Below are 12,570 nucleotides of genomic sequence, written 5' to 3'. Positions count from 1 at the left end.
ATATCTCCAGAAAGCTCGCCGTTCAGGCGTCGTTAATCACAAATTCTTCAATCGCCTGCCGGTTGCTCCACGACTTGGTGAGCGCGGCGGCGTCCGCGGCGTCCACCCAGCGGTAGGTCAGATGTTCGGTAAAGACAATCTGCCGCTCGTGGGGCAGCGCAAGACGGAACCAGTATTCCGTGTTGCGCTTAACGCCCGGCTCGTAGCGATGACGCAAATGAGTAAAGATTTCGAATTCCACCGTGCGCTGACAGTCGACCAGGCTCAGCGGCTCCTGCGCCACATCAATAGCGACCTCTTCCATTACTTCACGCGCGGCGGCCTGCAACGCGGTCTCCCCCGCTTCCAGGCTGCCGGTAACCGACTGCCAGAACTCGGGATCGTCGCGTCGCTGTAACATCAGCACCCGTTTCGTATCTTCGGCATAGATGACCACCAGTACCGAAACGGGTTGCTTATACTGCATATTACTTATTCTCCGGGGACTCTTTTTTGATCACCTGAATACCCAGCTCGCCGAGGGAGGCCGGATTCGCGAAGCTTGGTGCTTCGGTCATCAGGCACGCCGCCGCGGTGGTTTTCGGGAAGGCGATGACGTCACGGATGTTATCAGTACCGGTCAGCAGCATGGTCAGGCGATCCAGACCAAACGCCAGGCCCGCATGCGGCGGGGTACCGAATTTCAGGGCGTCGAGCAGGAAGCCGAACTTCTCGCGCTGCTCCTGCTCGTTGATGCCGAGAATACCGAATACCGTCTGCTGCATGTCGCCGCGGTGAATACGCACGGAACCGCCGCCCACTTCGTAGCCGTTGATCACCATATCGTAAGCGTTAGCCACCGCCTCTTCCGGCGCGGCTTTCAGCTCGTCGGCCGTCATGTCTTTCGGCGCGGTGAACGGATGGTGCATGGCGCTCAGGCCGCCCTCGCCGTCCTCTTCGAACATCGGGAAGTCAACCACCCACAGCGGCGCCCATTTGGCCTCGTCGGTCAGGCTGAGATCTTTTCCGAGCTTCAGGCGCAGCGCGCCCAGCGCGTCGGCAACCACTTTTTTCTTGTCGGCGCCGAAGAAGATCATGTCGCCGTCCTGCGCACCGGTGCGCTCAAGGATAGCCTCGACGATGTCCGCGTTGAGGAATTTCGCCACCGGGCTGGTGATACCTTCCAGACCTGCTGCGCGCTCGTTAACCTTGATGTACGCCAGGCCTTTCGCGCCGTAGATCTCGATAAACTTGCCGTAGTCGTCAATCTGCTTGCGGCTCAGCTGGGCACCGCCCGGCACGCGCAGTGCGGCAACGCGGCCTTTCGGATCGTTAGCCGGGCCGGAGAAAACTTTGAATTCGACCGCGGTAAGCAGGTCGGCGACATCCACCAGCTCCAGCGGGTTGCGCAGGTCCGGCTTGTCGGAACCGTAGCGGCGCTCGGCTTCGGCGAAGGTCATGATCGGGAACTGGCCCAGGTCCACGCCTTTGATCTCAAGCCAAAGCTTGCGGATCAGATCTTCCATCACTTCACGCACCTGCGGCGCGGTCATGAAGGAGGTCTCAACGTCGATCTGGGTGAATTCCGGCTGGCGGTCAGCGCGCAGGTCTTCATCGCGGAAGCATTTTACGATCTGATAATAGCGATCGAAGCCGGACATCATCAGCAGCTGCTTGAACAGCTGCGGGGACTGCGGCAGCGCGTAGAATTTACCTTTATGCACGCGGGACGGCACCAGGTAGTCGCGCGCGCCTTCCGGGGTCGCTTTGGTCAGCATCGGGGTTTCGATGTCGAGGAAGCCGTGGTCATCCATAAAGCGGCGCACAAAGCTGGTGATTTTAGCACGCGCTTTCAGGCGCTGGGCCATTTCCGGGCGGCGCAGATCCAGGTAGCGGTACTTGAGACGCGCTTCTTCAGAGTTGACCTGGTTGGAGTCAAGCGGCAGCGGCTCGGCGCGGTTGATGATGGTCAGATCGGTGGCGAACACTTCCACTTCACCGGTCGCCATGTCGCGATTCATGTTTTTTTCATCACGGGCACGTACGGTGCCGGTAATCTGAATGCAGAACTCATTACGCAGTTCAGAGGCGAGCTTGAACGCATCCGCGCGATCCGGGTCGAAAAACACCTGCACGATACCTTCGCGGTCGCGCATGTCGATGAAAATAAGGCTACCGAGATCGCGACGACGGTTGACCCAACCAGACAGAGTCACCTGCTGCCCCACGTGGGACAGTCGGAGCTGCCCGCAATATTCTGTACGCATGAGATATCCCTTAACTTAGCCACAGGCCGTTTGCCGCCTGGCTTACAGGCGCCACTGTCGCAGCTTTAGCTGAATGTCACTACTGATGAAAAAAGGCGGCTATTATACTGGAAATTCCAGTCCACGATAAGTCCGCAGCCACACGGTAGCGCGTTTGCTGCGCGTCTTATTGCGCATTCTCACAAAAATTAACAAATTTAGTAAACAGCAATACCTTATAAAACGCGTAAGGTACTCAGCTCACAACAAAAAAGAGGGAGTGACGATGTCAGATTTTAATCCTGCAACTACCGCGCTGGTAGTGATTGACCTTCAGGAAGGCATTTTACCGTTCGCCGGTGGGCCGCACAGCGCCGACGACGTGGTCTCCCGTACCGCGCAGCTGGCCGATAAATTTCGTGCCCACGCCGCGCCGGTGGTGCTGGTGCGCGTAGGCTGGTCGGCGGATTTCGGCGATGCGTTACGACAACCGGTTGACGCGCCGATGGGCGGCCACGCGCTGCCGGACAACTGGTGGACATATCCCCCGGCGCTGGGCAAGCGCGACAGCGATATTGAAGTCACCAAACGCCAATGGGGCGCGTTTTACGGCACCGATCTCGAGCTGCAGCTGCGCCGTCGCGGGATCGACACCATCGTGCTGTGCGGGATCTCCACCAATATCGGCGTGGAGTCCACAGCGCGTAACGCCTGGGAGCTGGGTTTCAACCTGATCGTGGTGGAAGATGCGTGCAGCGCCGCGGATGCGGAACAGCATCAGGGCAGCATGACCCATATCTTCCCGCGCATCGGTAAAGTCTGTAGCACCGCGGAGCTGCTGGCGGCGCTATGAGTACAGCCCCGCGCGTCTGGATCGGACTGCCGCAGTGGTCGCACCCGAAATGGGTGCGGCTCGGCATCACCGGTCTCGAAGAGTATGCTCGCCATTTTAATTGTGTGGAGGGCAACACGACGCTCTACGCGCTGCCGAAGGCGGAGATCGTGGCGCGCTGGCATGCCCAGACCGATGACAACTTCCGCTTCTGCTTTAAGTTTCCGGCCACCATTTCCCACCAGGCGGCGCTGCGCAACTGCGAGGCGCTGACGCAGGAGTTCTTTACCCGTCTTGACCCGCTGGCCGGGCGCATCGGTCAGTACTGGCTGCAGCTTCCGGCCACCTTTGGGCCACGAGATTTGCCCGCGCTGTGGGCGTTTCTTGATGGGCTGCCCGGCGCGTTCAGTTACGGGGTGGAAGTCCGCCATCGGGCGTTCTTCACCAAAGGCGAGGACGAGCGGGCGCTCAACCGCGGGCTGCACGCGCGCGGAGTCAACCGGGTGATCCTCGACAGCCGCCCGGTACAGGCCGCCAATCCACACAGCGAGGCGATCCGCGAGGCGCAGCGCAAAAAACCGGTGTTGCCGGTGCATGCGGTGGTTACCGCCAGCCACCCGATGGTGCGCTTTATCGGCAGCGACAACATGGCGCAAAACGTCGAGCTGTTTGACGTCTGGCTGCGCAAGCTGGCCATGTGGACGCAGACCACCACGCCGTATCTATTTCTGCACACGCCGGATATCGCCCAGGCGCCGGAGCTGGTGCATACCCTGTGGCCCGCGCTGCGTCAGCATCTGCCCTCGCTTGGCCCGGAGCCGGCCATCCCCGCCCAGGATTCTCTTTTCTGACGACTAGCGACAGCGCGTAATGCGCACGCTATCATAGCCCCCGCATCCACCCTGGCTGTTAAACGGAGTTTCTATGGTAAGCGCGCTTTATGCCGTGCTTGGCGCTCTGCTGTTGGTTAAGTTTTCAATTGATGTACTGCGCCTGCGCAGCCAGTACCGCGTCAGCTACGGCGACGGTGGTTTTAGCGAGCTGCAAAGCGCCCTGCGCATTCAGAGCAACGCGATGGAGTACATTCCCCTCGCCCTGGTGCTGCTGCTGTTTATGGAGATGAACGGCGCGTTCACCTGGATGGTGCACGTCTGCGGACTGCTGCTGATTGCCGGCCGGCTGATGCAGTACTACGGTTATCAGCATCACCTGATCGGCTGGCGTCGCTCCGGCCTGAGCGCCACGCTGTGCGCGCTGTTGCTGATGGTGCTGACTAACCTCTGGTATATGCCGTGGGAGTTGGTTTTCTCGTTACGTTAGCGCACAATACGCCCCTTTTGTTTTTCGCAGGATTACGCCATGTCCAATCGCGACACGCTATTTTCCGCGCCCATCGCCCGTCTCGGCGACTGGACCTTTGATGAACGGGTAGCGGAAGTCTTCCCCGATATGATCCAGCGCTCGGTGCCGGGTTATTCCAATATCATTTCCATGATCGGGATGCTGGCGGAGCGCTTCGTTACCCCGGCAAGTCAGGTGTATGACCTCGGCTGCTCGCTGGGCGCGGCGACGCTGTCGGTGCGGCGCAACATTCATCATGACGACTGCAAAATCATTGCCGTGGACAACTCCCCGGCGATGGTGGAGCGCTGCCGTCGTCATCTCGATGCGTTCAAAGCGCAGACCCCGGTCGAGGTTATCGAAGCCGATATTCGCGACGTGCCGATTGAAAACGCCTCGCTGGTGGTGCTCAACTTTACGCTGCAGTTCCTCGCCCCGGACGACCGCCTGACGCTGTTAACCCGCATCTGTGCCGGGCTGAAGCCGGGCGGTGCGCTGGTGCTGTCGGAAAAATTCAGCTTTGAAGACGCCACCGTCGGCGAACTGCTGTTCGACATGCACCACGACTTCAAGCGTGCCAACGGCTACAGCGAGCTGGAGATCAGCCAGAAACGCAGCATGCTGGAGAACGTGATGCTCACCGATTCGGTGGAAGCGCACAAAGCGCGTCTGCATCAGGCCGGCTTCGCCCACAGCGAACTCTGGTTCCAGTGCTTTAACTTTGGTTCGCTGGTGGCGCTGAAAGGCGGAGCACGCGCATGATCGACTTCGGAAAATTTTATCAGCAGATTGCTGTGGGTCCGCTGGCGGGCTGGCTGGAAACCCTGCCGGCCCAGCTCGGGGAGTGGCAGCGTGAGGCGCTGCACGGCCAGTTCCGCCTGTGGATGAAGTCGGTGGGACACCTGCCGGAACTGGCCCCGCATCACCTCGACCTGCTGCACAGCGTTACCGCCGACGCAGCGCAGCCGCTGAGCGAAGGTCAGGTACAGCGCATCGACACCCTGATGCGTAACCTGATGCCGTGGCGCAAGGGGCCGTATTCCCTCTACGGCGTGGATATCGACACCGAATGGCGTTCTGACCTGAAGTGGGATCGCGTTCTGCCGCACATTCAGCCACTGGCGGGCCGCACCATACTCGATGTCGGCTGCGGCAGCGGGTATCACCTCTGGCGCATGATCGGTGCCGGGGCGAAACTGGCGGTGGGCATCGATCCGATGCAGCTGTTCCTGTGCCAGTTCGAGGCGGTGCGTAAACTGCTGGGCGACGACCAGCGGGCGCACATGCTGCCGCTGGGTATTGAGCAGCTTCCGGCGCTCGCCGCGTTCGATACTGTTTTCTCAATGGGCGTGCTCTATCATCGCCGCTCGCCGCTGGATCACCTCTGGCAGCTGAAAAACCAACTGGTCAGCGAAGGGGAACTGGTGCTGGAGACGCTGGTGGTGGAAGGTGACGAGCACCGCGTGCTGGTGCCGGGTGACCGCTATGCGCAGATGCGCAACGTCTACTTTATTCCGTCCGCGCTGGCGCTGAAAAACTGGCTGGAGAAGTGTGGTTTTGTGGATGTCACCATCGCCGATCACTGCTACACCACCACCGAAGAGCAGCGCCGCACCGACTGGATGAAGACCGAATCGCTGGCCGACTTCCTCGACCCGCAGGACAGTCTGAAAACCATCGAAGGCTACCCCGCCCCGCTGCGCGCCGTGCTCACCGCGCGCAAACCCTGACGCATCGATAAAAAAAGCCCCGGCAAAAGACCGGGGCCTGGTACGAGCAAGCATCATATGGGCGACATGATGCGCGGTAAAAATCGTCAGGCGTTCAGGAAACAGGCCGCGTCAGTGCGGCTTTCATCGCGGCGACGCTTTCGGCGTCCACCTCGTAGCGGGCATATTCATCCGCACTGGCATCCGCTGACATCGATACCCCGGCGTGGCGATAGCGCATCGGCGAGGAAGTGTAGCGTCCTGCGGAACTGTGGAGTTCATCCACGCCCGCAGCGATAAAGGTTTCCAGATTGTTCAGCCGTACGCCTGCACCGGCCATAATGATTGGAGCACGGGATCGGTGCTTTAGTTCCGTAATTAATGAAATACCTTGCTCTGCGCTTGCCTGCTGGCCCGAAGTTAAAATCCGCGCCACGCCGAGTTCGGTCAGTTCCTCCAGTGCAATCATCGGGTTAGCACACATATCGAAGGCGCGATGGAAGGTGACCGCCATGCCAGGCGCGGCGCGCATCACCGCCTGCATTTTTTGCCGATCCACCCCGCCATCCTCATTCAGTATCCCAGTCACCAGCCCCGGAAAGCCCAGATCGCGAATAAAGGCGATATCGTCGAGCATGGTGCTCAACTCCGCCTGGCTGTAGCAGAAATCGCCGCCGCGCGGACGCACGATGGGATGCACCGGGATAGTGACGTTATGCCTGACGCCCTTCAGCACGCCCGCCGACGGCGTCAGGCCGCCCTCTTTTGGCGCGCTGCACAGTTCGATGCGATCGGCACCCGCCTGTTCGGCGGTGATGGCACACGTCATGCCGTAACAACATATCTCAAGCAAAGCCATTGTTTTCTCCTGCAAAACCTTTTCAGTTGTCGCCTTTTCCCGGCGTGCTAGTCTGAGTTATCACAATAAAAAGGACAACGCATCATGGCATTCAACTTCAACGAAGCGATCGACCGCCGTCACAGTGACAGTTCAAAGTGGACAAAATTTGCTGAGGACGTACTGCCGATGTGGGTCGCGGATACCGATTTTCGCTCTCCGGCCTGCGTCACCGACGCGCTAACGCAGCGTATCGCCCACGGTGTATTCGGCTACGGCGGCGCGCCTGCCGGGCTGGCGGATGCGTTTATCGCCTGGTGCGAGCGCCATTACAGCTGGCAGGTGAAAGCGGAGTGGCTGGTCTTCCTGCCGGGGATCGTGTCGGCGCTGAATCTCAGCGTCCGCGCCTTCAGCGATGCCGATGCGGGAACCCTGGCCCCGACGCCGATCTATCCCCCGTTTCGCAAAGCCGCGAAGGCAGGCGGGCGCAGCCAGATTAGCGTGCCACTGCGCCCGCAACAGGGCCGGGAGGTGCTGGATCTGCAGGCGATTGACGACCAGATGACCGGGCGTGAACAGCTGCTGATGCTGTGTAACCCGCACAATCCGGGTGGCACGGTCTATCGCCGCGACGAGCTGGAAGCCCAGCTGACCTTCGCCCGCCGTCACGATCTGGTGGTGTGTTCCGATGAAATTCACTGCGATTTGCTGCTGGAGCCGGGCTGCAAACATATCCCGTTCGCCACCCTGAGCGAGGACGCCGCGCAGCGCTCCATTACCCTGATGTCGCCGTCGAAAACCTTCAATATTGCCGGGCTTGGCGCCTCGGTGGCGGTGATCCCGAACCCGGAACTGCGTCAGCGCTTCAACGCGGTGCGGGACGGCATCGTGCCTTCAGCGGACGTGCTGGCAATAGTCGCGGCCCAGGCGGCGTGGCAGGACGGGGACGCCTGGCTGCGCGCCCAGCTCGACTATTTACGCACCAACCGTGACCGGCTGTACGAGGCGGTGAACGGCCTGCGCGGGCTGCAGATGAACAGCCCGGAAGCTACCTACCTCGCCTGGGTCGATGCCTCCGGGCTGGAAGTGGACAACCCGACTACCTTCTTCCGCCGGGCCGGGCTGGGGTTCTCGCCGGGTGAGGACTTTGGCGACGCGCAGCACGTGCGCATAAACTTCGGCTGCACCGCCGCCACACTGGAAGAGGCCATTGGGCGGCTGACGCGTGCCGTGACGCGCTAGGGCTTGAACACCGCGCGGATGCAGCCGTCCTCTTTACGTTTGAACATCTCGTAGCCGCGCGGGGCATCCTCCAGCGAGAAGCGGTGGGTGGCGAGGAAGTCGGTGCGCAGTTCACCGTGCGAGGCGTGATGCAGCAGGCGCTCCATATAAAACTGGCCGTGCTGCTGGGCGGTGCGGATCGTCAGCCCCTTGTTCATCGCCACGCCGAGCGGGAATTTGTCCATCATCCCGTACACGCCGAGGATCGCCAGCGTCCCGCCTTTGCGGCAGGCATGAATCGCCTGACGCAGCGCGGTGCCGATATCGGTGTGCATTTTCAGCGCCTGTTTGGTGCGATCGTAGGCGTACTGCAGTCCTTCGCCGTGCGCTTCCATCCCCACGGCGTCGATGCAGCTGTCCGGCCCGCGCCCGCCGGTGAGGTGCAGCAGCGCTTCGTAAATGTCCACCTCGGTATAATCGAGGGTGATTGCGCCGATTTTCTCCCGCGCCATCGCCAGCCGCTCCGGGAAGCGGTCGATGACGATCACCCGCTCGGCCCCCATCAGATACGCGCTCTGTGCCGCCATCAGCCCGACGCCGCCTGCGCCCCACACCGCCACGGTATCGCCGGGGTGAATATTGCAGAAGTCAGCCCCCATATAGCCGGTGGGTGCCGCATCAGAGAGAAACAGCGCCTGCTCATCGGACACCGCATCAGGCACCACAAAGCAGTCGGTATCGGCAAAGGGGACGCGCACGTACTCGGCATGTGAACCTGCATAGCCACCGAAGGCGTGGCTGTAGGCGTAGATCCCGGCAGTGGGATAGCCGAGAATCGGCTCCTGTAAATGGGCGTTCGGGTTGGTGTTATCGCAGCAGGAGTACAGGCCGTGATTGCAGTACCAGCAGGAGCCGCAGGCGATAAACGACGGTACCACGACCCGGTCACCGCGCCGGATATTTTTCACCTCGTGTCCCACCTCGACCACCTCGCCCATAAACTCATGGCCAAGAATATCCCCCTCCTCCATGCTCGGGATCAGCCCGTCAATGACGTGCAGATCCGAGCCGCAGGTGGTGGTCAGCCCAACCTTAATGATGGCATCGTGCGGGTTAACGATTATCGGGTCGCCCACGGTTTCTACGCGCAGATCGTTTACGCCATTCCAGCAAAGTGCTCGCATCGTTTACTCCTCTACCTTGTCCATGCCACCGTGACGTCCGGCCGGCTGCGGCTTATTGGTGGCAAACTCACCGGTTTCCGCCATGCTTTTGAAGCGCCGCAGCGCCTGGCTGAGCATCGCTTCCGGCACCAGATCGATTTTCTTCGACAGCCACTCGCCAAACACGCCGCCGGGCGGCGAAAAATGCAGGGTCATGGTCACTTCGGTGCCTCTCTCATCGGAAACCGGCCGGAACGCGAGCCGCCCGGCATTGGGCACCGTGGCCTTCTTTTCCGAGGCCCAGGCGATGTACTGCCCACGCGCCTCGTCAACGATATACGCATCCCACTCGACGTTTTTGCCAAGCGGTACCGGCACCTCCCAGTGGGACGCGGTATTGCTCAGGACGGTAATGCGCGCAAAGTGCGCCATCAGGCGGGGAAAAATGGCGGGGTCGCGCCAGAGGTCGAACAGCGCCTCGGGGGAGCGGTGAATGAGAATGGATCGGTGCAATCCAGGCTCGTCGGGGTGGTTCCAGAGATCGTCTCGCTTTACGGTATCGTGCATTGGTCTCTCCCATCAGGTCGAAAACAGGCGTGAATACTCCTTACTGTGCGCGGTCAGACTGCATACCCCTATGACTATAGACAATAAAAAGGGCCGCCCGGAAACCCGAACGGCCCTGATTGCATGGCGAAGGCGCTATTCCCGCTCGCTGGCGACGATGTCCTCTATGGACCACGGGTGGAATTTAATCGTCACGCTGCCGTCGGTCACTGCCAGCGTCGGGTTTGGCAGGCGCTCCCGCTCGCCCTTGGGTGAACTGGTTTTCACTGAAATCCCCGGCTGGCTCAGCCCTTCATCGGAAAGCAGCGCGACCGCGCGGGCATTCAGCGTTTCCGGGTCGCCCGGCAGCACGATTTCCACGTGCTCCCACCCCTCATGCGGGTAGCGCTTCTCCCCCGGCCACGGCAGCTCAACAATGGAAAACTGCCAGTGCGCCACCATGACCGGCGTATGCAGCCTGAACAGGCAGATAGAACGCCCGTTGATGATGTTCTCCGACAGCAGCTCGCCGCACTGTTCAAAGCCCTTACGCCAGCGCTCGGCGGTAGCGTTCTGATGGCAGCGCAGTGAGATGTGGTCGGCGTCAAGCGGGGCAATATCCAGCCCGAGACGCGCCGCCAGGGCGGTGAGCGCGGCGCCAAAACGCGGCAGGTCGGCGTGGATATCGTGAAGGTCGTCAATGGCGTGCCAGTCGGTCATCGGTGCTCCGGGAAGGTGTGAAAAGGCGCTACTCTACCCTGGTGCGGGCCGCTTAAAAACCCCCGCCTGCCCCGGCCCAGCGCAGGGCTGACGTCTCCCGCCAAATGCAGTATAATCCCGCCCCTGGTTTTTCAAATGCATCATGCGGCACCCCTGTTGTGCTGCCTCTTTACGGTAAGGTATCCCGGTGAATATTCAGGCTCTTCTCTCAGATAAAGTCAGTCAGGCACTGATTGCCGCAGGTGCGCCTGCGGATTGCGAACCCCAGGTTCGCCAGTCAGCCAAAGCGCAGTTTGGTGACTACCAGGCCAATGGGGTCATGGCGGTGGCGAAAAAACTGGGCATGCCGCCGCGACAGTTAGCTGAGCAGGTTATCGCCAGCCTCGATCTCACCGGCATCGCTGCAAAAGTGGAAATCGCCGGCCCGGGCTTTATCAATATCTTCCTCGACCCGGTGTTCCTCGCGCTGCGCGTGGATGAAGCCGCTGCCTCCGACCGCGCGGGCGTGACAAAAGTTGCCCAGCCGCAAACCGTGGTGGTGGACTACTCTGCGCCGAACGTCGCGAAAGAGATGCACGTCGGTCACGTGCGTTCCACTATCATTGGTGACGCTGCGGTGCGCACCCTTGAGTTCCTCGGGCACAAGGTGATCCGCGCCAACCACGTCGGCGACTGGGGCACCCAGTTCGGTATGCTGATTGCCTTCCTTGAGAAGCAGCAGAACGAAAACGCTGGCGACATGGCGCTGGCAGACCTGGAAAACTTCTACCGTGAAGCCAAGAAACACTACGACGAAGACGCTGAGTTCGCCGAGCGCGCCCGCGCTTACGTGGTGAAGCTGCAGGGCGGCGACGAGTACTGCCGCCAGATGTGGCGCAAGCTGGTGGACATCACCATGACCCAGAACCAGCTGACCTACGAGCGCATGAACGTCACCCTCACCCGCGACGACGTGATGGGCGAAAGCCTTTATAACCCGATGCTGCCGGGGATTGTGGCCGACCTGAAAGAGAAAGGTCTGGCGACCGAGAGCGAAGGCGCTACCGTGGTCTTCCTCGACGAGTACAAAAACAAAGAAGGCGAACCGATGGGCGTCATCATCCAGAAGAAGGATGGCGGCTACCTCTACACCACCACGGACATCGCCTGCGCGAAATACCGCTATGAAACCCTGCATGCCGACCGCGTGCTCTACTACATCGACTCGCGTCAGCACCAGCACCTGATGCAGGCGTGGACCATCGTGCGTAAAGCGGGCTATGTACCAGACTCCGTACCGCTGGAGCACCACATGTTCGGTATGATGTTGGGCAAAGACGGCAAGCCGTTCAAAACCCGTGCTGGTGGTACCATCAAGCTGACCGAGCTGCTGGACGAAGCGATGGAGCGCGCGCGCCGCCTGGTGGGCGAGAAGAACCCGGACATGCCGGCAGACGAGCTGGAAAAACTGGCTGACGCCGTGGGCATCGGCGCGGTGAAATACGCCGATCTCTCCAAGAGCCGCACCACCGACTACGTGTTTGACTGGGACAACATGCTGGCGTTTGAAGGCAATACCGCGCCCTATATGCAGTATGCCTACACCCGCGTGCTCTCCGTGTTCCGCAAGGCGGGCGTCGATGAAAGCAGCCTCACCGCTCCGGTAACCATCACCGAGGATCGCGAAGCGGCGCTGGCGGCACGTCTGTTGCAGTTTGAAGAGACGCTGACCACCGTGGCCCGGGAAGGTACGCCGCACGTGATGTGTGCTTACCTCTACGACGTGGCGGGCCTGTTCTCCGGCTTCTACGAGCACTGCCCGATCCTCAGCGCCGGGAGCGACGCGGTGCGTCAGAGCCGCCTGAAGCTGGCGCTGCTGACCGCGAAAACCCTGAAGCTGGGTCTGGATACGCTGGGTATCAAAACCGTCGAGCGCATGTAATACCTCGCCTGCGGTAACAAAAAAGCCTGAACGTGATGTTCAGGCTTTTTTTAT

13 protein-coding genes are annotated in these 12,570 nt (G+C 60.8%); 7 read left to right on the top strand and 6 right to left on the bottom strand.

The window, feature by feature from the left end; translation table 11 throughout:
* Positions 1–22: 22 nt before the first annotated feature.
* Together nudB and aspS are read right to left on the bottom strand one after the other, a co-directional pair.
* Positions 23–466, bottom strand: a complete 444-nt coding sequence (gene nudB, locus ET34_RS0108630; RefSeq protein ID WP_031521207.1) for a dihydroneopterin triphosphate diphosphatase — start codon at positions 464–466, stop codon at positions 23–25.
* 1 nt (position 467) lies between these two features.
* Positions 468–2,246 carry an aspartate--tRNA ligase gene (gene aspS, locus ET34_RS0108625; protein WP_031521206.1) on the bottom strand — a complete coding sequence of 593 codons (1,779 nt, stop codon included), beginning with the start codon at positions 2,244–2,246 and terminating at the stop codon, positions 468–470.
* Positions 2,247–2,511: 265 nt separating this feature from the next.
* Here aspS and ET34_RS0108620 point away from each other — a divergent pair, with 265 nt between their 5' ends.
* From ET34_RS0108620 to cmoB, 5 genes are all read left to right on the top strand, one after another.
* The gene (locus ET34_RS0108620) at positions 2,512–3,078 is read left to right on the top strand and encodes a hydrolase (protein ID WP_031521205.1); all 567 of its coding nucleotides are present in this window, start codon (positions 2,512–2,514) and stop codon (positions 3,076–3,078) included.
* Positions 3,075–3,908 (top strand): DUF72 domain-containing protein, encoded by an 834-nt coding sequence (locus tag ET34_RS0108615; RefSeq protein WP_031521203.1) that lies wholly within the window; start codon positions 3,075–3,077, stop codon positions 3,906–3,908. The genes ET34_RS0108620 and ET34_RS0108615 overlap by 4 nt, the downstream gene beginning before the upstream one ends.
* A 73-nt stretch (positions 3,909–3,981) precedes the next feature.
* On the top strand, positions 3,982–4,377 hold the full coding sequence (locus tag ET34_RS0108610) for an MAPEG family protein (protein ID WP_031521201.1): 396 nt from the start codon (positions 3,982–3,984) through the stop codon (positions 4,375–4,377).
* 39 nt (positions 4,378–4,416) lie between these two features.
* Positions 4,417–5,160: a carboxy-S-adenosyl-L-methionine synthase CmoA gene (gene cmoA, locus ET34_RS0108605; protein ID WP_031521199.1), complete on the top strand. Its 744-nt coding sequence runs from the start codon at positions 4,417–4,419 to the stop codon at positions 5,158–5,160.
* Positions 5,157–6,128 (top strand): tRNA 5-methoxyuridine(34)/uridine 5-oxyacetic acid(34) synthase CmoB, encoded by a 972-nt coding sequence (gene cmoB / locus ET34_RS0108600; protein WP_031521197.1) that lies wholly within the window; start codon positions 5,157–5,159, stop codon positions 6,126–6,128. The genes cmoA and cmoB overlap by 4 nt, the downstream gene beginning before the upstream one ends.
* 94 nt (positions 6,129–6,222) lie before the next feature.
* Here cmoB and cutC read toward each other — a convergent pair whose 3' ends face one another.
* A complete protein-coding gene (gene cutC / locus ET34_RS0108595; RefSeq protein WP_031521196.1) occupies positions 6,223–6,966 on the bottom strand; it encodes a copper homeostasis protein CutC in 744 nt (247 codons plus the stop codon).
* Between the two features lie 84 nt (positions 6,967–7,050).
* Between cutC and ET34_RS0108590 the strand changes: the two genes are divergently transcribed.
* Positions 7,051–8,187 (top strand): MalY/PatB family protein, encoded by a 1,137-nt coding sequence (locus ET34_RS0108590; protein ID WP_031521193.1) that lies wholly within the window; start codon positions 7,051–7,053, stop codon positions 8,185–8,187.
* On the opposite strand, the gene ET34_RS0108585 is transcribed toward ET34_RS0108590, so the two are convergent.
* The 3 genes from ET34_RS0108585 to ET34_RS0108575 all read right to left on the bottom strand — a co-directional run bounded on the left by ET34_RS0108585 (position 8,184) and on the right by ET34_RS0108575 (position 10,595).
* Positions 8,184–9,350, bottom strand: a complete 1,167-nt coding sequence (locus ET34_RS0108585; protein ID WP_031521191.1) for a zinc-dependent alcohol dehydrogenase — start codon at positions 9,348–9,350, stop codon at positions 8,184–8,186. The two genes, ET34_RS0108590 and ET34_RS0108585, sit on opposite strands and share 4 nt — an antisense overlap.
* Before the next feature lie 3 nt (positions 9,351–9,353).
* The gene (locus ET34_RS0108580; protein ID WP_031521190.1) at positions 9,354–9,896 is read right to left on the bottom strand and encodes an SRPBCC family protein; all 543 of its coding nucleotides are present in this window, start codon (positions 9,894–9,896) and stop codon (positions 9,354–9,356) included.
* Positions 9,897–10,031: 135 nt separating this feature from the next.
* Positions 10,032–10,595, bottom strand: coding sequence for a VOC family protein (locus tag ET34_RS0108575; RefSeq protein WP_031521188.1), 564 nt, complete (start codon positions 10,593–10,595; stop codon positions 10,032–10,034).
* A 187-nt stretch (positions 10,596–10,782) separates the two neighbouring features.
* Between ET34_RS0108575 and argS the strand changes: the two genes are divergently transcribed.
* The gene (gene argS / locus ET34_RS0108570; protein WP_031521186.1) at positions 10,783–12,516 is read left to right on the top strand and encodes an arginine--tRNA ligase; all 1,734 of its coding nucleotides are present in this window, start codon (positions 10,783–10,785) and stop codon (positions 12,514–12,516) included.
* Positions 12,517–12,570 lie beyond the last annotated feature (54 nt).

It is taken from the genome of Siccibacter colletis (assembly GCF_000696575.1).
GTDB classification, from domain to species: Bacteria; Pseudomonadota; Gammaproteobacteria; order Enterobacterales; family Enterobacteriaceae; genus Siccibacter; species Siccibacter colletis.
The sequence above is the reverse complement of the archived record's forward strand: the minus strand, read 5'-3'. Positions and strand labels throughout refer to the sequence as shown.

Excerpts from the sequence above, each read along its gene's own strand:
- nudB (WP_031521207.1), bottom strand. The coding sequence starts at position 466 with ATGCAGTATAAGCAACCCGTTTCGGTACTGGTGGTCATCTATGCCGAA.
- aspS (WP_031521206.1), bottom strand. The coding sequence starts at position 2,246 with ATGCGTACAGAATATTGCGGGCAGCTCCGACTGTCCCACGTGGGGCAG.
- ET34_RS0108620 (WP_031521205.1), top strand. The coding sequence starts at position 2,512 with ATGTCAGATTTTAATCCTGCAACTACCGCGCTGGTAGTGATTGACCTT.
- ET34_RS0108615 (WP_031521203.1), top strand. The coding sequence starts at position 3,075 with ATGAGTACAGCCCCGCGCGTCTGGATCGGACTGCCGCAGTGGTCGCAC.
- ET34_RS0108610 (WP_031521201.1), top strand. The coding sequence starts at position 3,982 with ATGGTAAGCGCGCTTTATGCCGTGCTTGGCGCTCTGCTGTTGGTTAAG.
- cmoA (WP_031521199.1), top strand. The coding sequence starts at position 4,417 with ATGTCCAATCGCGACACGCTATTTTCCGCGCCCATCGCCCGTCTCGGC.
- cmoB (WP_031521197.1), top strand. The coding sequence starts at position 5,157 with ATGATCGACTTCGGAAAATTTTATCAGCAGATTGCTGTGGGTCCGCTG.
- cutC (WP_031521196.1), bottom strand. The coding sequence starts at position 6,966 with ATGGCTTTGCTTGAGATATGTTGTTACGGCATGACGTGTGCCATCACC.
- ET34_RS0108590 (WP_031521193.1), top strand. The coding sequence starts at position 7,051 with ATGGCATTCAACTTCAACGAAGCGATCGACCGCCGTCACAGTGACAGT.
- ET34_RS0108585 (WP_031521191.1), bottom strand. The coding sequence starts at position 9,350 with ATGCGAGCACTTTGCTGGAATGGCGTAAACGATCTGCGCGTAGAAACC.
- ET34_RS0108580 (WP_031521190.1), bottom strand. The coding sequence starts at position 9,896 with ATGCACGATACCGTAAAGCGAGACGATCTCTGGAACCACCCCGACGAG.
- ET34_RS0108575 (WP_031521188.1), bottom strand. The coding sequence starts at position 10,595 with ATGACCGACTGGCACGCCATTGACGACCTTCACGATATCCACGCCGAC.